We start from the raw sequence: 26,174 nt of genomic DNA, 5'->3' as shown, positions 1-26,174 counted from the left end.
AACTGATTTCATCGAATTTTTAGGTTTGATAACGATTACATTATTAGTATACTCCTAATTGATGGCTAGGTTAAACTACTAATTATAGAAAAAACTCCACAAATTATTTTTTGTGGAGAAGTTTTTTATAAGAAATAGGTTTCACGAGAAACACTCTGAACAAGGGACACTGTTCTTGTTTTTATACTCAATGAAAATCAAAGAGCAAACTAGGAAGCTAGCCGCAAGCTGCTCAAAGCACTGCTTTGAGGTTGCAGATAAAACTGACGAAGGCAGTAACATCTATACGGTAAGGCGAAGCTGACGTGGTTTGAAGAGATTTTCGAAGAGTATTAAGTCGTATAAATCGTCGAAGCTGTCGCAATAGTATGCCACTGGTTGGCCGTAGTTGCTGCGAAATCCTTGTCTGCGTAGAAATCAGTAAATGGTAGGATTTCAACTTCTAGCTCGTCGATGCGGTCAATCTGATCAGACAGATAGGCTTCGATACGGCTTTCTGCTCGCTTGATGCGTTGCAAAAGTCCGCCCATACGGATATCAACCGTATCCAAACCAAAGACCTTGTTTTCTTTCAACCATTGGTGGCTAAAGAGTTTGTGGAAAGTTTCGATAGCGCTTCTCAATTTTGGTAATTCTTCTCTGGCGATTTGCTGCAAGATGACTTTGTCACCGGCTTTGTAAGCTTGACGAATGCGTCGTCCTACATCAACCTTACTACTTAAAATAGCATTCAACTGGGCCTGTGTTTCAAAGAGATAGGCGTAGGCGCCAGCTTTTCCTTTAATTTCTGAAAGAGTCTCCGCAGCATGCGCAAAGTGAGGTTTGTCTTGTTCAGGAGTCATGTGCTGGTCAAGAATCGGGCAAAGAACATCCTGATAAAAGATATAGCGGTTGGGATTGATACCACTGAGATTGTCTGGTAAATCTGGCAAGAGGTTGGCTAGGTCAATCTGCATAAAGTCCTCAACCGATAGACCCGTATTGGTCTTGAAGTGAGCAGACAAACGGTCGAGGTTATTGCGGTAGCTGAGTTCTGCCCAGATTTGCAGACTTGGTAGGATAGAAAACTGGGCTGTTTCACCACCATTGTCTCCCCAGCCAGTTACAATCACTTCTTTGATGTCATTGGCACGACAGGCTTTATTGGCCTCCATAGCGATGAGACGGCTGAAATGGTTGTGTGGGGTAAAACCAATCCACTTCCAAGCACCACCTGCAAAGGCGATATCTTGGCTAATCTTGTGGTGATTACGGAAATTACGATTGTACTTTTCTTCGCTATCTTGGTAATAATCCCAATAAACCAAGGTTACACGATCTTTGAGACGGTCTAGGTAAACACGAGTTTCCTCAGGAATTTCCACATCTCGGTCGTACTGGCCATCTTCTGACATGAGTTTAAAGAACATATCACTCCACATTTGGCAGTGGAAACCATACTTGTCTGCAATATCCAGCACGCGCTCTAAGTGTTGACACATGAGGAGACTACGGTCCACAACACCGTTCAAAATTAGGTAGCGCCCCAAACCAACCAAGTGGGCTTCATCCATCCCGATATTGACCTTGCGTGTCTGCAGTTTAGACAGAGTGGCAAACATCCCGTCAATCAGGTCATAAACTTTTTCTTCACCGATAAGGAGAATGTCCTCTACATCACGGAGTTCTTGCACTTCTTTGACACCCCATTAACGAAGGCCGACAAATGAGCCAAGGTCTGTATACAAGGCACAAAGGTCATGTCAAACTGCTGGGCATAGGTTTCGATTTCCTGCAACTCCTCTGCTGAATAGGCGCCACGGAAGTAACCAAAGTATGGTTGCCCCTCAATCTGGTAGGTGTCTTCCATGTAAAGCTCGAAGGTCGAGTAGCCCATGAGAGCCAAGACCTCAATCATCTGCTTGGCAGAAGCGACATTTAGCACCGCATTGCGCGAACAGTCTGCCATGTAGGCTAAATCTTCATAAGCTGCCTGCTCCTCAATCGCTACTTTGTCAGCTTCTACTAGAGCTGTTGCTAACAAGGACAAGGCGCGGTAGAGTTGATGGGGCTTGCGATAAGTCAGTTGATAGCGGCCTCCCTCACCCTTGATAGAGATAGAGGATTGGTCAGACTGAGCGACTGCAACTTCCACATCTGTTAAAGAGATATGCTTTGTCAGCAAGTCGATTGCCTGAGTTTGTTTGGGACTAAGTCCTGTAAATGTTACCATTGATTTTCCTCCTGCAGCCAGTTGACAAGGGCACCATAGAGATTGGCATCTGCATGATAGGTGCAAGCTTGGATAACTGGTGCGACCGTGTATTCTTCGTAGGTTTCGACAAAGTTATCAACAGCCTTCTTGACACCTTGGATAAAGTCTGGATTTTGGCTGATGGAGCCTCCCAGACTAATGACATCTGGGTCGATGAGATACTGGATATTGAGCAGACCTTGCGCCAGATTTCGATTCATGCGTTCAATAGCTTCTTGACAAAGAGCATTGCCTGCTGCAGCTTCTTGGTAAATCTTGCGTCCGTCCCAGTCAGTCTGACCAGATTTTTCAATTACGTAGCGAACCATGTTTCCTGTAGAGGCTAGTAGCGACCAGTTGTTGAGTTTTTCAGCTGGTTCAATAGTTGTCATATAGCCAAACTCACCACCTAAGCCGTGGCGACCACGGTGAAGTTTGCCATTGATAATCATAGCTCCGCCAATTCCTGTCCCAATCACGACACAGGCTGCATTTTCAATCTCTGGGTGAGCCAGCAGTTCACTAAGTCCAACACAGTTGGCATCATTTTCTAGATGGACAGGTAGCTGATGATGAGCAAGAGCCTCATACCAAGAAAAGCCATGGATGTAAGGTACGGCACTAATTCCCTCAATCACACCAGTTTCTTGATTGACCGCGCCTGGAACGCTCATAGCAATGCCCTTATAATCTTGTTCTGCCAAGCGTTGGTCTAGCCAAATCAGTAAATCCTCCAAACTTTCTGGCGTTGGAGTACTTGTCTTATCTAGTATTTTTCCATCGGAAGTTAGACTAGCAAATTTTATACCGGTCCCTCCGATATCAATGGTTGCAATGGTCATTGTTCTTTACCGTAAAAAGGGGCGAATTGGTAGTTAGCCCTTACTCTTTCGCCCCTCCTTTCTATCTCATAGTATTAGTTATCAAACACTTCAAAACTGTTAAATGTCTTCTTTTTTAATCAATTCTGTGCGAATTTCTTGTGGTGCTAAGAGTCCTGAATGAACGGGATATGGTCGCTCAAGTAAGTCCAAAATGGTTTGTTGGTGTTCTGATATGCGAACATTTTCTTGACTCATATTGTAGTAACGGAGGACATATCCTTCTTCATTTTCCGCCACTTTAAAGGCTGTTGGGCAAACTTGTGGTAAGCTGAGTGTCGCATGACTCAAGAGGCTACCAGTAGCAGCAACACTTCCTTCTTGTTTAGCAACTTGAAGACTAGTGAATGGTGTTTGGAAGGCTTTGGCACGACGGAAGGCTGAGAAGCGTTCCCCTGCTTGGTGGCACTCAAGTGTAAACTCGACTTCAAACTCGCGCAAGCACTGAGCTTCTGGTGTTGGGAAGTAACCCCAGTCACCTAGCTCACCTGAGGCACGCAAAATGGTCACAGCAATGGTATCGTCTCCAAGGATTTCATACTCGTGCAATCCTTTATTAGCCACTGTCACCCCTTTTTCATCATCATAAAGGCTGACAAATGCTTGTTGGTGTTGAGGATTTTCAGGATTTTCCCAAGAAGCAGCTGGTTTATTTGGTCGTGTCACCACCTCATAGATGCTTTCAGAGTCATTGCTTGGACGCGTATTATGAGTCTTGAACAAGAGACGGATACGGTGGTCCTTGGCGGTGTTAGTAAAGCGAGTCTTGAAGCGGATTTGTGGATTGTCAACAAAGACGGTCATCTCTGTTTCAAGAGGAAGGGTTGTCAATTCTTCTGAGCGCCCAGCTTCACGCGTCATAAACTCGATAATGCCTCTTTGTTCTCCATCCAGTTTTTCGTCTGCACTTACTGGAATTGTCAATTCATGCTTGAGCAAGATCTTGGCAAAACGAGCTGTATTTTCCAAGACTTCACAGCCTTTGAGTTCTGCGTAGATAGGCTCTGTTCCTTTTGGTTGGAAGTAGATGTACTCATTTCCAATGTCACCACGGTCTTCAAAGCGAATAACATCTTCATAAGCTTCATGAGTTGTCTTGTCGTAGACTGTGATAGTTTCATCCACACTGACCGTTACAAATGGCGTATCAATCACTCCATTTTGGTAAATACCGTCACGGTGTTCTTGTTCTCCTTCGAGCAATTGGAAGGTTGTCCAAGAAAGTGGTGCCAGATGAACAGGTACTGTCACGCGCACTTGACGAGCGATGCGAGCCTGACGGAACTTGTCTTTTGGCAAATCATACTCAAAGTTAGCTCCCAAATCTTCGATTTTCGCTTCTACAGCATGCCCCTCCAAGTCTTCGACACGGTAGCTTGGCAAGGTCAAGGCTGCCATCTTCTTATAGCCTTCTGTTGGGTGCAATTCTTTGAAATCACAAGTCGCCACATCAATCACGGTGCTGACTGTATCAACCTTGTCATGCAAGCCTGTGTTAATGACGGTAAAGAGATAGTCGCTCTGAGCTTCGTGGGTTGCGATTTTACCCTTCCACTCGTTGAGAAGATTGGTCTTAACAAAGTTTCCAACTTGGTTGACCTTGGCAAAACGCGTTTCCATCTCACGGTGAACCTCGTCCACACTACAGCCACAGATACTGTCATGTGGCGCATTTTGTAGAAGGACTTTCCAAGCATAGGTCAACTGGTCCTTATGGTTGTGACCACCAGTGATGACAGTCAACGGCTCCACCACTTGTTCTAGGAGGTTGCTATTTTCTTGGAAAGCTTGTTTGAGGTAAATACGGGATGAAGAAGTGTTAGCAAGTGTATACCAACCGTCTGTTTCTTGACTGGTCAACTCACCTGTAACCGTAGATAGTTGCTCAGGCAGAGCACTTTCTACTGCGTGGATATAGTCATCAAAGGAACTATGAACAAAAGTCACATCTGGGAAGAGTTCATTTGCCACACGAATGGCTTCACTCAGATTTCGCTGTACAGGCTGGTGGTCACATCCGTTCATCATCAACCATTGGTTGGTCGAAGCGTAGTCACGCACGTCTGACAGTTTTTGTTTCCAGAAGGCCAGGGCTTCATCCTTATCAACTGGAATTTCATTTCCATTACTGTACCAGTTGGCAAAGAGGATACCGAGGACACGACTTCCGTCTGCACCCTGCCAGTACATTTCTGAAAACTGGGAAGTAAACTGCTCATCTTCGAGGACTTGGTTGTCAAACCCAATCGGCTTCACACCACGGCCAAAGGCTGCCACGTGAATGCCTGATTTTTGAAGGATTTGAGGAGCCTGCCCCATATTTCCAAAGGTATCTGGGAAGTAACCAACCTGGGTTGATTTGCCCCATTTTGCACATTCTGCTTGACCAATCAAGGTATTGCGAACATTGGCTTCGCTGGAAATCAAGTAGTCATCCTGCAAGATGTAAAAGGGACCAATTTTGAGTTTGCCTTGGTCGATGTAACCTTGGACTTTGTCGCGATTTTCAGGGCGAATTTCCAAGTAGTCATCTAGGACAATAGTTTGGCCGTCCAAGTGGAAGCTCTTGAACTCAGGATCATTTTCAAAAAGATCAAAAAGATTATCAAATAACTCCACCAACTGCATACGGTGGCTTTCAAAAGGCAAGTACCACTCACGGTCCCAGTGACTGTGTGAGATAATATGTACGACAACATTTTCCATGAAGTAAAACCTCATTCTAACTTAAATTTTTATTTTTATCGTTTTAAATGTGAATTTGTGATTCTTTCCTAGAATCAGTTAAGCGAAAGCGAGCTCCTTAACGTATATCCAAGTAATCCAAGACTAACTCACAGAACATCATGTTGGCCCATGAGAACCATTCGCGAGAGTAGAGCGTTGGATCATCTACGTGGAAGCTTTCGTGCATGACACCTGTGCCTCCATCGCAAGCAACCAGCTGATCCAGCAAGAATTTCTTCTCCGCCTTATCTCTTGTTGTCAAGCCTTGGATAGAAAGGGCAATTGGCCAGATATAGCGGTAGAAGGTATGAGAACTTCCAAGCCCACTTGCGTATTCTCCTTGGTAGAAGTATGGATTTTCAGGACTCAGAATGGTCTGACGAGTTGCTTGATAAACTTCGTCATTAATATCGCAGTAACCAAGATATGGAGCAGCCAGCAGACTCGGTACGTTTGGATCATCCATGATGCTAGCATTTCCCAAACCATCCACTTCAAAGGCGTAAATCTTTTCACCCTTGCTGTTGGAGGTGTAGGCATAGTTTTCGATCCCTTCTTGGATCTCTGCTTGCAAACGTTTAGCGTCAGCAATAATACTTTCGCTGTCAGCTAGGTTTAGCTCTGCAAAGATTTCTTGGACATAACCCAAGACAACGACTGCAAACATATTGGATGGAATCAAGTAGCTATACTGACAACAATCATCACTTGGTCGAAAGGCTGACCAGGTCATTCCTGTCACGGCAAAGTCAGGTCCAAAGCCATCATTTACCAGAGTATCTTCCTTACGGTCTGTATCACGGACAAAACGATAAGGAGAGTTGTTGTGATCTTGCTCTACCGTCCAGAGATGAAGGATTTCCTTGGTTGCTGTGACAAAAGTTTCATCAAACTGATTGGTTTCGTCAGTCTCTTTCCAAAGGAGATAAGCCAACTGCAAAGGATAGCAAAGCGAGTCCACCTCATACTTGCGCTCCCAAATCCAACCATTGAGATCTGTATGGTCTGTTTCGTGGTGACCCTTCCAGTTCTCCGCAATGTTAAAGGAGTTGGCATAAGGATCCTTGAGCACCAAGGTCATCTGACGTTTGACCAAACCTGCAATGGTCTGACGTAGGAGAGAATCTCTCTTAGCCACATGAAGGTAGGGTCTAAGTTGGGCAGTCGAGTCACGAAGCCACATAGCGGGAATGTCTCCTGTTAATACAAAGGTTGAACCATCTTCTAGGATCTCAACCGTATTGTCCAAGGTGTCGGTGTAGCAACGCTCAAAGACATCCACCCACTCCGGATGGTCCTTGGCACGCTCTGCTACTTCATCCAGCCACTCTCTGACAATTTCTTTAGAATAAACCATTTTAAATTTTACCTCTTTCAAACAAGTTTCATGTTCAGTATAAAAAAAATCACCCCTAAAAGATATACACAAACTAAAGTCGTTTTGAAACAAACTTATGAAAAAAAGTTGGGGCTCTCCCCAACTTTTCTATTCACTTTTCTTTTCTTCGAAAACCTTATAACCTTCGGTAGCCAGTTCTGCTTTTAGACCCTCTAAATCTTTTGATCCCCAGCTTGATACCTTAGAAGCAGCATCAAGATCTAGATTGCCATCTTTCAAAAGGTAAGCTTGATAACCATAGTATTTGTAACGAACTTCTTTTGAGTTGCCACTTGACCAAGTTACTTTATAGACTGTAATCAACGAAACTTTTCCATTTGATTTTTTGTTCTCTTCTGGGATAACTTTCAAGTAACTGCCTTGCGACTCTAAAGTGTAGGTGCTAAAGGAGCTATTTTGATGTTCAGACTTGCTATAGTCATCATTCTTTTTCAGAAGATCCGCAAAGTTCTTCACATCTTTTAGGTCCTTCAAACCTTCAACCGTCACCTCGACCTTGTTGTTGTCAACAACTTTTCCTTTTGATTTCAACTCATTGATATAGGTCACACTAACAGTAAGAGTAACTGTATCTCCGTTCTTCAAGTTAGTCGGACGTTTGTTATCTTCAAAGTTGAAATAGCCATCTTTATTAGGTTTTTCTGTAATGGACGCTATGCCATACCCATTAAATCCAGTAAATGTCACAGGAGTTTCTTTGAGCAAATCCGCTGTTGATACTTTCTCATACTCTTTCAAGTCAGCAACCTTAAAGGTTTTCTTTTCTGCTTTGACTGCCGCACTTTGAGAATTCGTAGTGATCGTAAAGGTAACCTCATCACCATTTTTAAGTTCACTAGTCCGATCGAAATTAAATTGGACGCTCGTAATCATCGCTTCAGCTTTTTGTAACATGGCTACTAGTTTCGGATTTCTACTCACTTCCGAATAAGCCACAGGATCTTTTTGAACCAAAGCTTTCGCTTGATTATTGTTAAATCCAGCCTTTCGATAAGACAATTCTTCGATTTTAGATGCGATTTCTTCGCTGTTATAAGTCAACTTCCCAGTTTCTTCATATCCTGAAAATTGAACCTTTACTTCGTCTATAATACTCTTTGGTTGTGAGTCATAAATATTGTAGCCAACGAAAGCGACAATCGCAAGGGCAACAATAGCAAGAATAGCAATGATTTCCTTGCGCTTTGTTTGCAATAAGGTTTGAAGGCTGATTCCTTCTTGCTTCGGTTCTACCACTTGATCACTTTTCGACTCTTCCTCAATGTTAGGCTGATCTTCTTTGTGACCTTGCTCAATTGTTTCTGTCAGCTCGGGAGTCTGCTCCGTCAACTTTTCTACCAATTCATCATTGGCAGGATTCTTTTCAAATTCACTCATAATAATCTCCTTTCTTAGCCTCATTCTAACAGATAAGAGTATGTTTGTAAATCTTATTTAGATATTTATGCACTTATTTTAACTTTTAGCTATCTTCCTTTATTTTTGTGTTATACTGTATACAAAAATGTTTACAGAAAGTTAGTTTATGAAACCACTACTTGAAACCATCGATACCCGCTTTGGGACTGCTAGCAAACATGCCTTTTCTCGGGGAAATACCCTGCCTTATACGGGCGTTCCTTTTGGGATGAATTATTTTATGCCTCAGACCAGCGATCAGGAGGGAGCTTGGTTTTTCGAACCACATCTGCCCATCTTTCAAGGGATTCGATTAACCCACCAACCCAGTCCTTGGATTGGGGACTACTCTTGGCTCCTTCTGACACCTGTTACAGGCCAGCTAGGTGGAGACAGCCTCTTCCATCGTCAGTCTTCCTTTGACCTAGATAAGGCCTCTTTCCAGCCTCATTATCTGAAGATTTTCTCCCTGCGCTATCAGATTGGAACCCAGCTCACACCGACTTGCTATGGCGCTTCTATTCGTTTGGAGCAAAAGCAAGGCAAAGTCCTCTCCCTCTATCTTCACGCAGCAGATGAACTGACAGTAGAACAAATAGATAAGCGGACTCTTGCCCTGCGTCAAGAGGGTAAAACAGAGACCAACAAAAATCCGCTGATACTGTTTACTGCTTTACAAATGAATACGGATATTCTTGCTATCACACAAGAAGAGGGAGACTGGCGAATTGACTTAGCAAGCAGTCAAGCCGAGATTCAACTAGCGACTTCCTTTATTTCTCCTTCTCAAGCGCTATTTAATCTACCTCAAACGGACTTTGATAGCTGTAAAGCAAATGCCCAAGCAGACTGGGAAAATCTCCTCCACCGTTTTGATATCGTGGAGACAGGGGAAGCCGACCGAATCTTCTTTGATCACTGCCTCTACAGACTCTTCCTCTTCCCACAGACATTTTATGAAGTGAGCGAGTCAGGGCAAGCCATCCACATGGATCTGGCTACTGGTACTGTCAAACCCGGCGTCCTCTTTAGTAACAATGGCTTCTGGGATACCTTCCGCACCACCTTCCCCCTCTTTGCGCTTGTCATACCGGAGCACTATCATCGCTTTTTAGAAGGTTTCCTCAATAGCTACCGCGATACTGGATTCCTTCCAAAATGGCTGGCTCCAGATGAACGTGGTATGATGCCTGGTACCCTATTGGACGGCATTATCGCAGATAGCGCCTGCAAGGATATGGCTCCCGACTTGGAAGAAGAACTCCTCCAAGCCATGCTGGAGACAGCCACTAAGTCCGACCCTCTCGGCATCAATGGTCGTCACGGACTAGCCCAATACCAAGAACTGGGCTACCTCTCTACCGACCACCACGAAAGCGTCAGCCACACCCTAGACTACGCCTATAGTGACTTTTGTATCGCCAGCTGTGCCGAAAAGCTTGGTCAGAATGACATCGCGGAAACTTATAGAACTGCATCTCAAAATTACCGCCATCTCTTTGACGCTGAGACAGGTTACATGCGAGCGCGAGATAGCCAAGGCAACTTCCGCCCTGACTTCTCTCCTTATAGTTGGGGACGCGACTACGCCGAATGCTCTGCCGTTCAAGCGACTTTAGGCGTCCTCCACGACATCCCCGGCTTAATCCAACTTATGGGCGGAAAAGAAGCCTTCAGCCACTATCTTTTGAAAGCCTGTCAGGACGCTCCTCTCTTTGAAACGACCGGCTATGGTTACGAGATTCATGAAATGAGCGAGATGGCAACAGCTCCCTTTGGACAACTCGCCATCTCTAACCAGCCTAGCTTCCACATTCCATATCTCTTCCGCTACAGTGACTACCCCGACTACACTGCCCTTCTCATCAAAACCTTGCGTCAGAAAGCCTTTCACCCAAGCTGGCAAGCCTATCCTGGCGATGAGGATAATGGCAGTCTCTCTGCTTGGTATATCTGGTCAGCTCTTGGATTCTACCCGACCTGTCCAGGCAAACCCAGCTATGATCTCGGAGCCCCTCTCTTTGACCACCTCCGTATCTACCTAGCTAAGGAAAATAAATGGCTGGATATCCATGCCGAGCAAAACTACAGCCATTTCAACTTTGTCAAAGAATGCCGATTGGACAATACCCCAGTATCTAGCATCCAACACCAAGACCTCTTAAAAGCTGAGCAACTGACCTTCACTCTCAGCTGGCTACCAAATCACTCATAATCAAAAGAACCTTTGCATCGCGCAAAGGTTCTTCTTTTATGAAACTTGGACCTGAAGCTGGTCAACAAGCTGCCCATCTACCGTCAAATTCAGATAAAAGTCCAAGGTTTTATCTCCTGCAAAATACAAGGTTGGTATTGTCAGCCTTTTTTCAATCTCACCAACTTGAAACACAAGGACTTGAATATCGTCCCGATAGGCGACACCATGCACACCCGTCCCTGGTTGAATTGAAATCTTAGCTTCTAAAGGACTGCTAGATTCTCTGCGCTTAACTGTAAAGTAGACATTTTCTCCCTTGGTCACAGCTAGACTTTTTTCTGAAAACTCCAGTTGCTGAACGGTATCTTTTCTCGAAAAGGTAGGTGTTTTATAGAGAGAAATCTTGGTTAACAAAGGCAAAGCCTGTGCCTCTGTAATGGTCACGCGTATCTTCTGCGCCTCAACGACTGATCCTCGTAAAAGACGTTTGTAGCCAACAGTATAACCAGATCCAAACTCCTGCCAAACACCATCCAACTCTACCTGAACATAGAAAGCAGCGATGCGTTGCCCCAGCTTCAAATCTTCTCTCAGCTCGATTACATCAAAAGTTTTAGGTGTCCCTAAATCGAGCTCTAATTGGATTGGCAACTCTGCATCACTTGCCCATAAACTAGTTTCCAGTCCATCTGTCAGATGATGACAAGCAAAGTCTGGTGATAGAGCAGAGCCAGATACCTTGGCTCCCAGAGCTAAATCTTCCCTATAGAGTGTGTCACGGTAGGTAGCAAATTCATACAGTCGCCGGATATCCTTTTCGTCAAAGAGGCCATCTTGGTTTGGCGGAATATTGAGTAAGAGAGGTGTACCCCGACCCACCGAGTGAAAGTAGATTTCGACCAACTCCTCGAGAGACTTGGGGTCCTGATCCTCATGGTAAAACCAGCCTGGCCGAAGAGAAACATCTGCCTCCCCGATTGAAAATAGCGTTCCCGAGGGGTCTCCGTGCTGTAGATAATCTAATTCCGCTTCTGTTCCTAACTTGTCTGGCTTGACTTTTTGCCACAAGGGATCCCCTGCATAGCCTCGTTCATTTCCAATCCAGCGAATACTAGTTCCCTCAGTGGAGAAAATCAAACAATCGCCCTGCAAGTCACGAATGGTTTCAAACCAGGTCTCAAACTCATAGTTGACCTTCTGGGCCCCTTCTCCTCGAGCACCATCCATCCACACCTCAGCGAACTTACCGGCATTCCCATAGGCAGGATTTGACAAGATTTCCTTCAATTGAGCCAGATAGTAGGCATTGTAGTTCGCTTCTCGGTTCACGTGATAGAGGGGACTGTGAGCATCCCAAGGAGACAAATACACTCCCAAATCCATGTCAAACTCAGTCGCAGCTTTGGAAACCTCAAGGAGCAAGTCCCCCTTTCCATCCCTCCAAGGGCTAGCCTTGACCGAATAATCTGTATGGGCTGACGGATAGAGCACAAAACCATCGTGGTGCTTGACCACCAAAATCAGCTTTTTAAAACCCGTTTCTTTGAGCACTCGAATCCATTCACGCGCATCCAACTTGGTCGGGTTAAAACGCATAGGATCCTCTTGCCCACTTCCCCATTCCTGGTCATAAAAGGTATTAGGACCAAAATGGATAAAGGCAGCTAGTTCATCCTCTAAATAATCCAGCTGGGCCTGGCTTGGTAATGGTCCATGCGGTTTTATGTTCGTCATCATCTCACATCTCTTTCTCTTGTTCACAAAGTTATCCACAACTTGTGGATAAGAAAGCATTCCTAAAAACTAGTTTTTTCAGTCTCTAGCTCACCTGTCACCCTAAACAGACCTTTATCAAACAGCCCTGTACTAGGGTTTCTACTAGCTTTCTAGAAAGTCACTAGTATACGGAACTATTATCAGAATCCTTCAACACCATGGATTAGATATCATTCTTCCTCAGACTTATCCACAGACTGTGAATAAACTATTGTTCCAGACCGCTCTCTCTTTGACTATAACAAAAAGCGATAGCAGCGTCAATATGACTAAGATTCCTTCCTAAATCCCCTGAAAAGATTCTATAATTTGTACAATCGTAACTTTTGCATTCGTCAGCTAGTGAGAATCAGCCAGTAGAAAATGATCTCTTTATCACATTGTGAACAGCACATCTGTGATACTATAATACCTAACCATTTAATCATTTCTAGCAAAAAATCCCGCAGATTTGCGGGATCTTCTCTTGCATCAATGCGCCAACATTTCTTGGGCGATTTCTTGGCCAGATAGGTTATCTGGATAGTAGGTTGGCCAGTTATCCATCTCTTCAAAGAGGGCTTCTTGGCTAGTACCTCCAAAGAAGATATGGAAATGTTCTGCCTTGACTGGGGCGATATTGTGGTCACTGAACTGAACATACTTGAACTGTCCAGCGTCCGCATCTGTCGCTTCAAAGAGGAAGCGCACGCCACGATTGCCTTTCTTATAAGTCAAGATTTTCTTGCCGACATACTTGTAGGTGAACTTCTTGCTTTGGCCACCTTGAACAAATTCCATAGTGTTGTCCGTGATGTTGATCTTAGTCACATCTGTCTGATAGCCTTTTCTATAGTAGGCCTTGTACTCATCCTTTGTCATCTTACCAGTCAATTTAGCCTTGTAGTCAAAGACTTGATCAAAAGTTCCATCTTCAAGGAAAGGATAAACTGACTGCCAGTTGCCAGCATAGTCACTCAAGGTACGGTCTTTGACATCTGCATCCTCAAAGTAACCATTGTGAACTGTCTTAGTGTTTTCTTCCTTCTCTGGTTCGATTTCCGGTCCTTCTTGATCTGTTGTCTGCTTGAGAGCCTTGAGGTTTTTCTCCATGATAGAGATATAGTCCTCACCAGCCTTGGTTGCTTCTTCTGTCAAACTTTCTAGCGGATTAAGCACATCTAGTTTGACACCCGTTTCTTTGGAAAGGGTATTGGCGAGGGCTTGTGAGGCATTTTCTTCAAAGTAAATATAAGAAATCTTGTTTTTCTTGATATACTCTGTCAATTCTGCCAAACGTGCTGCTGACGGTTCTGCATCTGGTGAGAGACCTGAGATGGATACTTGCTTGAGACCGTAGTCTAAGGCAAGGTAGTTAAAGGCAGCGTGCTGGGTCACAAAGCTCTTTTGTTTGGCTTGAGACAAGCCATCTGTGTAGGACTTGTCCAAGGCTTGTAACTTTTCAATATAGGCAGCGGCATTCTTTTCAAAAGCCTCTTTTTTATCAGGATAATCTGCTGACAAACTATCACGGATATGCTCTACTAGTTTGATAGCACGTGCTGGTGAAAGCCAAACGTGGGGATCGTAGTCGTGATGGTGACCCTCACCGCCATGATCATGCCCTTCATCTTCTTCCTCACCACCTGGCAAGAGGAGCATATTGCCTGTCGCCTTGATGGTTTTCACCTTTTTCTTATCCAAGGATTCTAACAATTTTGGAACCCAAGTTTCCATGTTTTCATTTTCATAGACAAAGGTATCTGCATCTTGGATTTTAGCAACTGCCTTGGCAGACGGTTCATATTCGTGAGGTTCTGTACCAGCACCGATTAGAAGTTCTACATTAGCAGTATCTCCTGCGACTTGCTTGGTAAATTCGTAGACAGGGTAAAAGGTTGTTACGATATTTAGCTTCCCATCTGCCTGTTTTTGATTGGAACAAGCCACTAAAAACAAGGCACATAGACTAGCTAGTAGTATGCTCAGTTTTTTCATTTCATTCTCCTATTTGATAAAACGTTTCAGTAGACTGACTAACAAAAAGACAGCTACAAAGATAATGGTGATACTAGCGCTGGCAGGTGTTTCTGCATAGTAGGAAATATAGAGACCTGCCACCATTCCCAAAAAGCCAATAGCGCTGGCTAGTAACATAACGGATTTGAAATTTTTCCCCAGACGAAGGGCAATACTAGCTGGCAAGACCATAATGGTCGATACCAAAAGGGCTCCTGCCGCTGGTATCATAAGGGCAATGGCCACTCCTGTCACCATGTTAAAAAGAATAGACATGGTACGAACTGGAAGTCCATCCACAAAGGCCGTGTCCTCATCAAAAGTCAGGATATACATTGGTCGCAAGAATAAGAAAGTCAAAAGTAAAACGACCGCCGCAATGGCAAATAGGAAAATCACCTGCTCCTGGCTAATGGTTACAATCGAACCAAAGAGATATTGGTCCAAACTCATGGAACTCGAACTTTTTCCCTTACTCATGACTATCAGAGACACTGCAAGGCCTGTTGACATGAGGATGGCTGTCCCGATTTCCATAAAGTTCTTATAGACTGTCCGGAGATACTCTAGAAAGACCGCTGCGATCAAGACAATAGCAATGGTTGAAATAGTTGGAGAAATTCCCAAAACCAGACCAAAGGCTACCCCTGATAGAGAAACGTGACTGAGGGTATCGCTCATGAGACTCTGACGACGTAAGATAAGGAAGGTCCCAAGAACTGGAGAAAAGAGACTCATGGCAATGACCGCCAAGAAGGCCCGCTGCATAAAGTCATAGGATAACAAACTAAGCATGTTCCACCTCCTGGTCGCTTTCGTGAACGTTAAAACAACGCCATGGTGAGTCTTGGTTACGGACTAGATGAATATTGCGATCCGCATAGTCCTTGACCTCCTCAGGATCATGGGTAATCATCAAAACGGCCTTGCCATGATGGTGGGCACTATGGTGCATGAGTTCGTAAAATTCATTTTTACTCCCTGCATCCATCCCTGTCGTCGGCTCATCTAGGACAAAGATATCTGGGTCAGAAGCAAACATCCGAGCAATCACTGCTCGTTGCTTTTGCCCTCCCGAAAGGGAGCCAATTCGTTTGTCACGGTGTTCCCACATACCAACTGAGTCTAGACTAGCCTTGATATGCTCCTCATCATGGGCGTTCAAGCGGCGGAACCAGCCCTTTCGCGGATAACGACCCGACTTTACAAATTCATAAACTGTACTTGGAAAGCCAGCATTAAAACTGGCAATCTGCTGGGGAAGATAGGCTATCCTAAGCTTTTTCCCATGAGTATTTGTCTTTGAGATGGTTACCTTGCCAAATCTTGGCTGCAAGATGCCTAGACTAGCCTTGATCAGCGTCGTCTTGGCAGCTCCATTTTCACCAGTCAGGGTGACAAACTCCCCACTATCAACACTGTAGTTGATATGCTCGAGGACAGGTTCCTTGTCATAATAGAAAGACAAGTCCTCTACTGTAATATACCGCATTATTTGATTTCTCCTACTAAAGCAGTTAAAAACCGCTGGATCACTTCTTGTTCATTTGGAGTAAACTGACTTGCCACTTGTTCATAGGCTAAGAGCGTGTGTTCATGATGATGGTGGTGTTCCTCTGCCACCGGTCGAGCTAGCTCTGTCAGTTGATAAAAGATCACACGCGCATCCTTTGGATCTCTGGATGTCTCTAACATGCCCTCTTTGACCAAAGACTTGATAGCCTTGGTCACTGCCGCCTGACTGACGTTAAGACGACGGGCCAACTCCGAGTTGGTTAGGGATTCTTCTGACAAGAGCATGAGGATGTGTTCCTGAGTATTGGTCAAGGCAACGTCACTTGTGCAATGCCCGATTAGAATTTCATGCTGGTTCTCAGATCTCAAGATCACCTCGTTTAAAAAGTTATCGATTTCCTGTGCAAGCTGTCTCATGTGTTACTCCTTCCCTAGCTATCTTTTTCGTAAAAAACATAGATAGCCACCGATTCTTTACTGGTTAATTATATCATAAACCAAAAAAGAGTCAAGGGAAAAAGGCGTAAAAACGTTTCCCTAGACTCTTCTAGATATGAAATTTAACCTATTTTTGCTTTGGTTTTCGACTCGACAAGATACCTGCCAAACCAGCTACCATTCCCATTAAGAGCAAGAAGATGGACTGTTCGCTTCCTGTATTTGGGAGGGCTTTTTCTGAGACAACTGCTTTCTTGCTAAATTGACCTGCCACCTCATAAGTCAATGGCACATTTGTAGTCGCATCGTTAGCAGCCGCATTCGTTTGAGGTGTTTCTACCGGCAGACTAAAAGTTGTAGAATCCACAGAAATCGTCCGTGAGTTCGGATTAATCTTTTCATACTGGGTCAAATCAGCGGTTTTCAGATACTCTTCAAAGGCAGCATCCATAGATGGGCCTTCTTCACGAGCGCCACCCAACATAGTGTAGCCATCACCACCCGCAGCTAGGAAATCATTGGTTGCAAGATAGTAAGTTTTTGCGAGGTCTAGGAGATCATAACGACCAGTCGTGCGGTTTTTGACCTGGATGGCCAAGACACGTTTTCCTGATGGTAGATTAGTATCATAGTAGACCTTCACACCTGAAACTTGCAAGAAGCCACCACTTGGTTCTAGCAATGGTTGGCCGTTCTCATCCAAGACCTTCTTGCCATCCTTATCGACCTGCAAGATAGAGCCGAGTGACTTTTCAAACATATCCAAAACTTGTTGCCCAGTCACTTGGATTTGTGAAATGGTATTTCCAAATGGAAGAACGGCAATGACATTTCCTTTCGTAATCGGTTTGCCTTTTGCAATAGTTTCACGCAAGCCACCACCATTTGTCACAGCGATGTCAGTCGGATGGCTAAATCCTGTCTGACCATACTGATAGAGGGAGTCCGCTACGACGTTTCCGAGGTTAGTTTCACGAACCCGAACATTTTCACGATCTCCGTTGAGTTCTACAGGGCTGTTTGAAACGACTTCAACAGCATTTTCAGCATCGTATTTTTGTTTAATGTCTTTGACCAGTTTTTCTACTGTTGGATTGGCTGGTAATTTTTTAGCATCAGCAGCCGGAATCTGAGTTGGATTACCCAAAAGCTGACGTGATTTGTAGGTGATTTTTCCTACATTATGAAGGTAGCTTCCTGTCTGGTTATAGGTAACATTGTCTCCATAAGTCGTTGATTCTACTGTATGAGAGTGACCGTCGATTATTGTTACGCGTTTCCCTTTCAAACGAGGATTTTTAGACAAGGCTTCTGCCAAAGTTGAACCACGCCATTCGACTGGAGTTGTAGTATCCACACCCAAGTGAGCCAGCACAACATAGTGTTTGTAGTCCTTACCGTCTGCACGAGCCTTGGCTTGGACTTCTTCGATAACTTTATTCACCTCGGAGATTGGATCTGTAAAGGTTACCCCTTTGACATTTTTAGGGTGAGTTTTGGTAGCTGTTTCAGGTGTTGTCACACCGATTACAACAAATTCATCACCTTCCACAGTCTTATCTTTATCAACGATTGTGGAAGCTTCAAAAAGACGAGCTCCATTGACATAGGTGTTTGAGCTAAGTAATGGGAATTTCAAGATTTCCTTGTATTTCTTAGCTTCGTCCAAACCAAAGTCAAACTCATGGTTTCCTACTGCCATGGCATCATACTGCATCTGATTGAGAATTTCAGCGCGTGCTTCACCCTTCGTAGAGTTGGAAATCGGTAAACCTTGGAAAGCGTCTCCCGCATCAACAACCAGAGTATTTTGATTTGATTTTGCACGCTCCTGCTCAATGACAGTCGCTAACTTGGCATCTCCAATTACTCCCTTTTCCTCTACAATACGACCATGGACATCATTGGTGTGTAAGATAACGGTGTCCTTTTCTTCGCTTTTAGTAGATTCAGCAGGTGCTGACAGAGCTTCTGCAGGTGCAACCGCTTCTGAAGTTGCCGAAGTTTCCGGTACTGCAGGGCTCTCAACAGGAGCTGGAGTCGCCGACGTAGCAGGAGTCGCTACGACAGCTGAACTTTCTGCAGGAGTTGTTGCTTCTTCAGCATAGACTTGTCCAGCTAAGAAGGCTGGAGCTAATAGAGCTGTCGACAAGACAGGTAACAAAGAACGTTTGTTCATTTTAAAATCCCTTTCTTTTCTTCTTCTCTTTTATATTATACGCTATTTCTAAAAATTTTGAAACTTTTGACCTATTTTTATCTTAAATATTCGCCATTTAAACAAAAAAGTCTGGGTTTAAATCCCAAACTTTTAACTCTTTTTATTGGAAATCTTTGATATTCCCATCATAGGTCGCCCAGTCCTTGCTAAAGAAGCGGTCATTCATCTTGTAGTCTGGAGCTGGTTTCGGATCCGTCAAGAAAGGATTGACAACCTTATCAAAAGCTAGCCAACCTAACCAACCAATATGAATAGTATCTTTGACAAAGTAGGGATCTCCGCCTTTTTTAGAAAAGTCAGCAATGTTGGTGAAACCTTGACTTTCTAACTGGTAACGAATTTTTTCCACAGCATGTTGGTACATTTCCTCACTGAGCTCTGTATGGGCCATCCATTTTTTATTGACAGGCTGAATAACAAAGAGCACATTGACCTTTGATTTGGCAAATTGATTAAGGACCAACTGCAAATCATTGTACTCAGACGACTTGAGGAAATTGTAATTTTTTTGATAGCCCTTATACTTCTCGAGATAGTCTTTCACCTGGGTCTTATAAAATTGATTTTCAATTCCCATATCGTTATTATTGGTATTGGCTTCTGCATCCTTTCGAGCAATTTTTTCTAACTCTTCATAAGAAAATTGATCCGGAAGATCGTTTAAATAGTTCTCCACATGTTCCTTGTACTTGAGTTTTCCTCGAATGGAAAATTTCCCAAATAGCGAAGCCTGACGCTCATTAAAACGTGCAAAAGCCTTGATAATAGCATGATCAACCTCTGATAATTCCTCACCCTTTGACAGTTTCTCAACGATACCCTTCATAGAGACTCCAGGATTTTGCTTTAAGAGACGTTTAGCTGCATGTTTGGCTGCTATATCTCCCGATTGATTTTCTAGAAAGGCTGTCAACTGATCGTTGTTAAAGTAGTTTTGGAAGAAGGCTGGCTCATAGTCCTCCTCTGTAAACCACTGAGGGGAAATGACAAATACTGCCTGCTTTTCCTCGATTTCTGGCAAGATCTGCTGCATGCCGAAATACTGATTGAGAGAAGCTGCTCCTGCTTGCCCCAAAAAGTAAGGACGGTAGGGACGGCTATACTTTTCCGCCAAGACCGCTGGGTGCATGCTATCAAAACGAATCCACTCACTTGAGCCAAAAAAGGGAATAAAGCGCATATTTGGTTCCGTAAAGGCTCTCACTTTTTGACTTCTCTCTTTAAAACTTTCCGAACTAATCGCTGCTGCAGAATATTTCTCTTCCATCAAATTATGACTTGGATTGTTTGGATAGAAAAAGATTAGTAAGAAAACAAGAATACTAGCAAGAAGCAGAGGCCCGAAGATCAGCCACAAGCGTTTAAGCATTCTTCAACTCCGTAATACCTGCTACGATTTTATTAGCCGTATTCCAGTCATCACGACCGAACTCCGTCACTGGAACACGAATGTCAAAACGGTTTTCAATCTCAACAATCAATTCAACCGTTCCCATGCTATCCAAGACACCGGCATCAAAAAGATCTTCATTCATCATGTCAGAAACATCTTCCATAAACAACTCATCAATAATTTCAATAACTTCTGATTTGATATCCATTTTAATATCCTTTTATTTTTTAAACCACAAATCATTCAAAAATCCAGAAAAGATTAAGAATGAAATCATCACGACATGGAAGGTGACAACCATGCCAAGCAACTGAATCCAGCGATTCTCAGGTAAGGAACCCTTTCCAGCTTTTTTCCGTTCTTTATTGAGCGCTTTTTTCTTACGAACCCAAGCGTCATTGATGACCAGCCCAATCCCATGGAAAAGGCCATAGGCGATATAGTACCAGGTCACACCATGCCAAAATCCCATAATCAGCATATTTACAATATAGGCTACACTTGAAGTGACATTGCGATTTTTAAAGACCTTCTTTCTGGTCAACACCATGACCATCCGCATAAAGACGAAGTCACGGAACCAGAAAGATAGACTCATGTGCCAGCGATTCCAAAACTCTTTTAAATCCCTTGACAAAAAAGGCTTGTTAAAGTTGATAGGACTATGAATACCCATCAAGTTTGAAATGGCTAAGGCAAACATAGAGTAGCCCGCAAAGTCAAAGAAGAGCTCCAGACCAAAGGTATACATAACTGCAAGAGCATAATGGTTAAAGAAACCACCTGTCTGCAAGGCCAAATTTTTCAGCGGAGGCAATAATGTCTCTCCTAAAATGTGAGCCAAGATAAACTTGTAGAGGAAGCCAAGCATGATATATTTGACAGCCTCTTCTAGCATATCCATCAGCTCATCCTGCTCAGGAATGGTCTCGTAATTTTCATTGAAGCGTTTAAAACGATCAATAGGACCACTTGAGAAAGTCGGCATAAAGAGAAGAAAACGTAAGAATTGCCAAATCTTTAAATCCTTGATGACACCGTCTCTCAACTCAACGATAACCCCAACTGCACGAAAGGTCAAATAAGAAATCCCTAAAAAGCCAAACAAAGATTGAGGTCCATGAATAGCAGGAGATACTTTCACAAAGACGATAGGCAATAGAGATAGAAAGCTAACCAGATAAAACACCCACTGACTATCCCGCTTTTTCCTGTACCTTTTGTAGAAAAAAACAAGTAGTAACTGCCAAACGACATAAAGGAGGAGAGCACTGATTTGATCCGTCTTCCCACCTGTCAACATGGCTAGGATAAAGAAAAGACTAACAAGCACCTCGTACAAGGCAAAACGTTTCTTGAAAAAGAGGCCGATAAAGATGGGCAAGGTCGCACCGATGATGTATAGAAAATACTGTGGATTCCCATAAGGTTCCAAATGAGGAAACTGTTTGAAAAATTCCATCATCGGCTGTTTACCTCGTTAATCAAGCCCTTGATGTCAATCTTACCATTAGGAGTCAGCGGTAAGCTGTCTCGGTATAGGAATTTAGACGGCATCATATAGGACATCATGATATCAGCCAAGTCTCCCTTGATAGCCTTGGTTATATCGATATCCCGTTCAAACTGCTCATGAACACCATCTTTTAAGATGACATAGGCCAGTAAATTTTGTACCTTGTGATCCTTGTTATAGCGTGGGACAGCAACAGCTGATTCTATAAAGCGAGACTTATTAAGATTTTGCGAAACATCTTCAAGCTCAATACGATAACCATTAAACTTAATCTGGAAGTCCATCCGTCCACCGTAGAGAAGCAAGCCCTCATCTGTCATAGTTCCTACATCCCCTGTGTGGTAGGCCGGCAGACCTTCGAATTCAAAGAAAGCTTCTGCTGTTTTTTCAGGATTATTCATATAACCTTTTGAAACAGTTGGCCCAGAAACGATGATTTCTCCCTGTTCACCATTTGGAACTTTCTTCCCTTCCTCATCAATGATAAAGGTTGGAGAATCCGCCTTGGTATAGCCGATTGGTAGGCGTTTGAGAGTCTTCAACATTTCGTCTGTTACGGCAACTGCTGATAGGGCTACTGTCGCTTCTGTTGGTCCGTAGGCATTGATAATACGAGCATTTGGGAATCGCTCGCGCAGTTTTTGAGCTGTTTTGACCGTCAATTCTTCACCATCAAAGTAGAAATGCGTGATTCCTGGCATTTTCTCACTATTAAAGTCTTCTGACAACATGGCCATATCTGCAAAGGAAGGCGTCGAGGTCCAGATAGCGATTGGCAAGGAAAAGATGGTCGCAAAGAGTTTTTTGAAGTCCTGAGTAATGGCTGAAGGAAGAGCGAAAAGCGTGCCACCAAGTGCCAAGGTCGGTGCCCAGTACATGACAGATAGGTCAAAAGAGTAGGGTGGTTGGGCCAGCATTTGTGGACGACTTGGTGTCGCAAATTCCTTATCTGTAATCATCCAGTTGGTAAAGCTGAGGAGATTGTCATGGGAAATCTGCACTCCCTTAGGCTTACCGGTCGTACCAGAAGTAAAGATAATGTAGTAATTATCATCTCCCTTGACTGGATGGTTCATCTCGTAGCTAGAAGCTTGAGCAAAAGCTTCATGGACTTGCTCTAAATTCAGCATCGGTATGCTAGTTTGCTCTAATGAAAAATTCGAGATGGCAATAATCAAGCTCGGTTCTGCTACTTCTACGATAGCGGAAACTCGTTCCAAGGCTGAATGGCTATCGATGGGGATATAGGCATGACCTGACTTAGTTAGCGCTACAAAGGTAGCCAACATCTCATATTCCTGACCACCAAAAACGACGACTGGAGATTTTTCTGGCAAATTCAACTGATCAATGGCTGCAGCCAAACTATCCGAATCAACCTTCAAATCTCCATAAGTATGCTCTCGCCCCAAAACGTTGTAAACAGGATAACTAGCTTGTGTCTGAGCAAAGTGCTCAATCGTTTCAATCATATCAACTATGGGTTTATTTGACACAATAGGTTTTCTCCTTTGAGTTAAAATTCGTTATAGATAAAGCCACCTTGCCCCTGTCCAAGGTAACTAAAAAAATAAAGCAAACCAAGCAAAATAACGAAATACAGAAATGTTTGAGCACAAAAAATATAAAGTGTTCTCTTTTTTTTCATATTCGACTTCTTTTTTGTAAATTTTCAGAAAAGCTATGCAAATCAGCAATTGCTATCTTATCTTCCTAACATTTTACCACTTTATCAACCTTTTTTTCAACTGTTTACCATAACTTAAAAAATGGTTTTAGCTTATTTTAAGATAAGTTAAAATGTTAATGTTTTGGCTATTAAAAAGAGCCTGAGACTTCCATCTCAAACTCTATTGACAATAACTCTTTTATCTTAGAAAAGTGAAAATACGAGAACTGCTAGGGCCGCTCCGAGGATAGGTCCTACAACAGGAATCCAAGCATAAGACCAGTCTCCGTCTCCCTTATTTGGAATTGGTAAGATGCTGTGCATGATGCGAGGGCCAAGGTCACGAGCGGGATTCAAGGCATAACCAGTTGTCCCACCTAGTGAAAGACCGATACCGACAATCAAGGTTCCCACTGCAAAGGTACCTAAACCGGCTTGAAGGTCATAGAGTCCCAAGGCAAAGATTGTCAAGAGCAAAACAAAAGTTCCAAGGATTTCGCTAACCAAATTCGATACTGTGTTCTTGATTGCTGGTCCAGTACTGAAGGTTGCTAGGATATTGCCTGCATTTTCTTCTGCCTCATAATGCGGTTTGAACTGCAACCAAACCAAAATCTGAGCCACCATTGCTCCTGCGAATTGGGCTAGGATATAAGGGAAAACAGATCCCCAAGAGAGCGTTCCTTTTAAGGCCATTGCAAACGTCACAGCTGGATTTAGGTGGGCTGGACTGAGCGTACCAGATACAAAGGCCGCAACGGCTACAGCAATTCCCCATCCCATAGTGATGACAATCCATCCTGAATTGTTACTCTTGGTTTTAGGAAGAACCACACCTGCTACAACACCATTTCCTAGGAGGATAAGAATTAAAGTCCCCAAAAATTCTCCAAATAATTCTTTCATCATATCGTTGTCTCCATATAAAAGAAGGAGAGAGAAGGCAAGGAAAGCCCGCCTCCCTCTTTTCTAGTTTTTCTTAATTTTTTAATGCCGCTAGATCGTTGTTAGCAAGAGCTGCTTCAACATCCGCACGGTAGGCTGCTTTTTCTTCATCAGACCAGTCATAGAATCGTCCCATTTCATCCAGAACTGGCTCCACAATGCTATCCAAACTATCACGCATGAAGAGCATGTGGTTAGTACGGCGAAGGAGGAAGTCAACTGGGCTTAGAGCCAACTCATTGCGCATTGCATAGTGAAGGGACAAGGTATCTGCCAAGCTGAGTCCTGGTGCTTGTTCCAAGCTGTGAGCAAGGGCAAAGACTTTCGGTGCATTTGAACCGTAGAGATTTGCTAGGTAATGAGCTTCCTTGCTATCCAAGCCACGTGACACTCCAAGTTGAGCAAAGGCTTCAATTTCTGAGTCCACATTTGCTGGGTTCAATTCTCCGCCTGAAACAGGGTAAGTCTTAGAGTTGATGAGTTTAAAGCTACGGTCAAATTCTGCTTTGAGGATATCAACCACGCGCTCCATAGCCCCTTCAGCCATCTTACGGTAGTCTGTGATTTTACCACCAGCAAGGGTCAACAGGCCATTGTCATCACGGTCCAAGCTCGAACCACGTGAAACTGCAGATGGGTCCAAATGTTTCTCAGATGTGCTGCTTTCAAGCTTGCTGACAGCAGACTCAACATCTTCACGCGATTTTTCTTTCGATAGATAAGCCTCGACAGTCGCAATCAAGCTATTGAAGCTTTCGTCGCTAATGGTACCGTTATTTCCGCCGTTGTAGTCAGAAGCGCTATTGCCTGCGATCAATGGACGAAGACCAGCCCAGCTGCTTTCGATATCATCAATGGTGATATTGGCTTCTGGGAAGCGGTTGTTGACAATGCCAAGTAGATAATCTACATCTTCCTGCGTCACTTTTGGATGTTCCAAATCACCTGTGTAGTCTGTATCGGTTGTACCAAAGTAGGTCTTGTTTTCACGTGGGAGAACAAAGACCATACGACCATCTCCCAAGCCTGTGTCAAAGTAAACTGGCTGTGAAACCTTGATCTTACTAGAGTCAACCACCAAGTGAACTCCCTTAGTTGGACGCATTTGTGAGAATTGCGTTCCCTTATTAGATAAATTACGTACCTTGTCGCTCCAAGGACCTGTCGTGTTGATAACCAGACGAGCCTTGATTTCAAAGACTTGGTCTGTCAACAAATCACGAGCTACAACACCTGTAATCTTGCCGCTTTCGTCAAAGAGGAAGCCTTCTGCCTTAACGTGGTTGGCAATGAGGGCACCGTCTTGGTTGGCACGTTTAATGTTTTCAATCACGAGACGCGCATCGTTGTTACGGAAGTCAAGATAAACTCCACCTCCTACCAAGCCTTCTTTCTTCAAGTTTGGCTGGCGTTCCAAGACTTCTTCCTTACTCAAGACCTTGTTAGCAGCTGGCGTGTTGCTAACACCTGCCAAAAGGTCGTACAAGTCCATGGCTACTTTGAGACGGAAAAGGCTAAAGGTCGCTCCATCTTCATCGTAAACTGGCAAGAGCATTGGATCTGGTTTTGGAATGTGTGGAGCGATTTGTTGAACCACCGCACGTTCAGAAACTGTATCTGAGACTACTTCCACGTCAAATTGTTTGAGGTAACGCAGACCTCCGTGGACCAATTTTGTTGAACGGCTAGATGTTCCTTCTGCGAAGTCCTGCATTTCAATCAAACCAGTGTCAAGACCACTGGCTGCAGCCTGCAAAGCTACACCAGCTCCTGTAATCCCTCCACCAATAATCAAGAGATCCAAGGTACGTTCCTGCATTTTTTTAATTGACAATTCACGTGTTTTCTTTGAAAATTCCATATTTACA

The 26,174-nt window shown here is 43.7% G+C and carries 18 protein-coding genes and 1 pseudogene; 1 reads left to right on the top strand and 18 read right to left on the bottom strand.

Annotated features, from left to right (window positions below; genetic code table 11):
- Nucleotides 1-332: 332 nt before the first annotated feature.
- The 5 genes and pseudogenes from SORDD27_RS06440 to SORDD27_RS06420 all read right to left on the bottom strand — a co-directional run bounded on the left by SORDD27_RS06440 (nucleotide 333) and on the right by SORDD27_RS06420 (nucleotide 8,617).
- Nucleotides 333-2,212 (bottom strand): annotated as a pseudogene (locus SORDD27_RS06440) (beta-N-acetylhexosaminidase).
- Nucleotides 2,206-3,075 (bottom strand): ROK family protein, encoded by an 870-nt coding sequence (locus SORDD27_RS06435; protein ID WP_061428146.1) that lies wholly within the window; start codon nucleotides 3,073-3,075, stop codon nucleotides 2,206-2,208. Before SORDD27_RS06435 ends, SORDD27_RS06440 begins: the two are co-directional and overlap by 7 nt.
- A 99-nt stretch (nucleotides 3,076-3,174) precedes the next feature.
- Nucleotides 3,175-5,820, bottom strand: coding sequence for an alpha-mannosidase (locus SORDD27_RS06430; RefSeq protein WP_061428144.1), 2,646 nt, complete (start codon nucleotides 5,818-5,820; stop codon nucleotides 3,175-3,177).
- 97 nt (nucleotides 5,821-5,917) lie between these two features.
- Entirely contained in the window at nucleotides 5,918-7,198 is a 1,281-nt protein-coding gene (locus SORDD27_RS06425) for a glycoside hydrolase family 125 protein (RefSeq protein WP_061428143.1), read from the bottom strand.
- Between the two features lie 129 nt (nucleotides 7,199-7,327).
- Complete coding sequence (locus SORDD27_RS06420; RefSeq protein ID WP_061428141.1) at nucleotides 7,328-8,617, bottom strand: hypothetical protein; 1,290 nt, start codon at nucleotides 8,615-8,617, stop codon at nucleotides 7,328-7,330.
- A 148-nt stretch (nucleotides 8,618-8,765) separates the two neighbouring features.
- Here SORDD27_RS06420 and SORDD27_RS06415 point away from each other — a divergent pair, with 148 nt between their 5' ends.
- The gene (locus SORDD27_RS06415) at nucleotides 8,766-10,853 is read left to right on the top strand and encodes a GH92 family glycosyl hydrolase (protein ID WP_061428139.1); all 2,088 of its coding nucleotides are present in this window, start codon (nucleotides 8,766-8,768) and stop codon (nucleotides 10,851-10,853) included.
- Between the two features lie 36 nt (nucleotides 10,854-10,889).
- Here SORDD27_RS06415 and SORDD27_RS06410 read toward each other — a convergent pair whose 3' ends face one another.
- From SORDD27_RS06410 to glpO, 13 genes are all read right to left on the bottom strand, one after another.
- Entirely contained in the window at nucleotides 10,890-12,569 is a 1,680-nt protein-coding gene (locus SORDD27_RS06410; protein WP_061428424.1) for an alpha-L-fucosidase, read from the bottom strand.
- A gap of 513 nt (nucleotides 12,570-13,082) precedes the next feature.
- The gene (locus tag SORDD27_RS06405; RefSeq protein ID WP_061428138.1) at nucleotides 13,083-14,588 is read right to left on the bottom strand and encodes a zinc ABC transporter substrate-binding protein AdcA; all 1,506 of its coding nucleotides are present in this window, start codon (nucleotides 14,586-14,588) and stop codon (nucleotides 13,083-13,085) included.
- A gap of 9 nt (nucleotides 14,589-14,597) precedes the next feature.
- Nucleotides 14,598-15,404, bottom strand: a complete 807-nt coding sequence (locus SORDD27_RS06400; RefSeq protein ID WP_000950023.1) for a metal ABC transporter permease — start codon at nucleotides 15,402-15,404, stop codon at nucleotides 14,598-14,600.
- Entirely contained in the window at nucleotides 15,397-16,101 is a 705-nt protein-coding gene (locus SORDD27_RS06395) for a metal ABC transporter ATP-binding protein (protein WP_001269483.1), read from the bottom strand. Before SORDD27_RS06395 ends, SORDD27_RS06400 begins: the two co-directional genes overlap by 8 nt.
- Nucleotides 16,101-16,541, bottom strand: a complete 441-nt coding sequence (adcR, locus tag SORDD27_RS06390; protein ID WP_001249328.1) for a zinc-dependent transcriptional regulator AdcR — start codon at nucleotides 16,539-16,541, stop codon at nucleotides 16,101-16,103. Before adcR ends, SORDD27_RS06395 begins: the two co-directional genes overlap by 1 nt.
- Before the next feature lie 148 nt (nucleotides 16,542-16,689).
- Nucleotides 16,690-18,741 carry a cell surface ecto-5'-nucleotidase Nt5e gene (nt5e, locus tag SORDD27_RS06385; RefSeq protein ID WP_061428136.1) on the bottom strand — a complete coding sequence of 684 codons (2,052 nt, stop codon included), beginning with the start codon at nucleotides 18,739-18,741 and terminating at the stop codon, nucleotides 16,690-16,692.
- Between the two features lie 142 nt (nucleotides 18,742-18,883).
- Complete coding sequence (dltD, locus tag SORDD27_RS06380; protein ID WP_061428134.1) at nucleotides 18,884-20,152, bottom strand: D-alanyl-lipoteichoic acid biosynthesis protein DltD; 1,269 nt, start codon at nucleotides 20,150-20,152, stop codon at nucleotides 18,884-18,886.
- Nucleotides 20,145-20,384, bottom strand: coding sequence for a D-alanine--poly(phosphoribitol) ligase subunit DltC (dltC, locus tag SORDD27_RS06375; protein WP_061428132.1), 240 nt, complete (start codon nucleotides 20,382-20,384; stop codon nucleotides 20,145-20,147). Before dltC ends, dltD begins: the two co-directional genes overlap by 8 nt.
- Before the next feature lie 12 nt (nucleotides 20,385-20,396).
- Nucleotides 20,397-21,641 (bottom strand): D-alanyl-lipoteichoic acid biosynthesis protein DltB, encoded by a 1,245-nt coding sequence (gene dltB / locus SORDD27_RS06370; RefSeq protein WP_061428130.1) that lies wholly within the window; start codon nucleotides 21,639-21,641, stop codon nucleotides 20,397-20,399.
- Entirely contained in the window at nucleotides 21,638-23,188 is a 1,551-nt protein-coding gene (gene dltA, locus SORDD27_RS06365) for a D-alanine--poly(phosphoribitol) ligase subunit DltA (protein ID WP_061428128.1), read from the bottom strand. Before dltA ends, dltB begins: the two co-directional genes overlap by 4 nt.
- Nucleotides 23,189-23,208: 20 nt before the next feature.
- Nucleotides 23,209-23,340, bottom strand: a complete 132-nt coding sequence (locus SORDD27_RS06360) for a teichoic acid D-Ala incorporation-associated protein DltX (protein ID WP_061428126.1) — start codon at nucleotides 23,338-23,340, stop codon at nucleotides 23,209-23,211.
- Between the two features lie 225 nt (nucleotides 23,341-23,565).
- A complete protein-coding gene (locus SORDD27_RS06355; protein ID WP_061428124.1) occupies nucleotides 23,566-24,270 on the bottom strand; it encodes an MIP/aquaporin family protein in 705 nt (234 codons plus the stop codon).
- Nucleotides 24,271-24,340: 70 nt separating this feature from the next.
- On the bottom strand, nucleotides 24,341-26,167 hold the full coding sequence (gene glpO, locus SORDD27_RS06350; RefSeq protein WP_000395893.1) for a type 1 glycerol-3-phosphate oxidase: 1,827 nt from the start codon (nucleotides 26,165-26,167) through the stop codon (nucleotides 24,341-24,343).
- Nucleotides 26,168-26,174: the final 7 nt, after the last annotated feature.

It is taken from the genome of Streptococcus oralis, assembly GCF_001579025.1.
GTDB classification, from domain to species: Bacteria; Bacillota; Bacilli; order Lactobacillales; family Streptococcaceae; genus Streptococcus; species Streptococcus oralis_X.
Note: the sequence above shows the minus strand (reverse complement) of the source record. Positions and strands in the feature narration are given on the sequence as shown.

Coding starts and splice junctions, on each gene's coding strand:
- SORDD27_RS06435 (WP_061428146.1), bottom strand. CDS start 3,075: ATGACCATTGCAACCATTGATATCGGAGGGACCGGTATAAAATTTGCT.
- SORDD27_RS06430 (WP_061428144.1), bottom strand. CDS start 5,820: ATGGAAAATGTTGTCGTACATATTATCTCACACAGTCACTGGGACCGT.
- SORDD27_RS06425 (WP_061428143.1), bottom strand. CDS start 7,198: ATGGTTTATTCTAAAGAAATTGTCAGAGAGTGGCTGGATGAAGTAGCA.
- SORDD27_RS06420 (WP_061428141.1), bottom strand. CDS start 8,617: ATGAGTGAATTTGAAAAGAATCCTGCCAATGATGAATTGGTAGAAAAG.
- SORDD27_RS06415 (WP_061428139.1), top strand. CDS start 8,766: ATGAAACCACTACTTGAAACCATCGATACCCGCTTTGGGACTGCTAGC.
- SORDD27_RS06410 (WP_061428424.1), bottom strand. CDS start 12,569: ATGACGAACATAAAACCGCATGGACCATTACCAAGCCAGGCCCAGCTG.
- SORDD27_RS06405 (WP_061428138.1), bottom strand. CDS start 14,588: ATGAAAAAACTGAGCATACTACTAGCTAGTCTATGTGCCTTGTTTTTA.
- SORDD27_RS06400 (WP_000950023.1), bottom strand. CDS start 15,404: ATGCTTAGTTTGTTATCCTATGACTTTATGCAGCGGGCCTTCTTGGCG.
- SORDD27_RS06395 (WP_001269483.1), bottom strand. CDS start 16,101: ATGCGGTATATTACAGTAGAGGACTTGTCTTTCTATTATGACAAGGAA.
- adcR (WP_001249328.1), bottom strand. CDS start 16,541: ATGAGACAGCTTGCACAGGAAATCGATAACTTTTTAAACGAGGTGATC.
- nt5e (WP_061428136.1), bottom strand. CDS start 18,741: ATGAACAAACGTTCTTTGTTACCTGTCTTGTCGACAGCTCTATTAGCT.
- dltD (WP_061428134.1), bottom strand. CDS start 20,152: ATGCTTAAACGCTTGTGGCTGATCTTCGGGCCTCTGCTTCTTGCTAGT.
- dltC (WP_061428132.1), bottom strand. CDS start 20,384: ATGGATATCAAATCAGAAGTTATTGAAATTATTGATGAGTTGTTTATG.
- dltB (WP_061428130.1), bottom strand. CDS start 21,641: ATGATGGAATTTTTCAAACAGTTTCCTCATTTGGAACCTTATGGGAAT.
- SORDD27_RS06360 (WP_061428126.1), bottom strand. CDS start 23,340: ATGAAAAAAAAGAGAACACTTTATATTTTTTGTGCTCAAACATTTCTG.
- SORDD27_RS06355 (WP_061428124.1), bottom strand. CDS start 24,270: ATGATGAAAGAATTATTTGGAGAATTTTTGGGGACTTTAATTCTTATC.
- glpO (WP_000395893.1), bottom strand. CDS start 26,167: ATGGAATTTTCAAAGAAAACACGTGAATTGTCAATTAAAAAAATGCAG.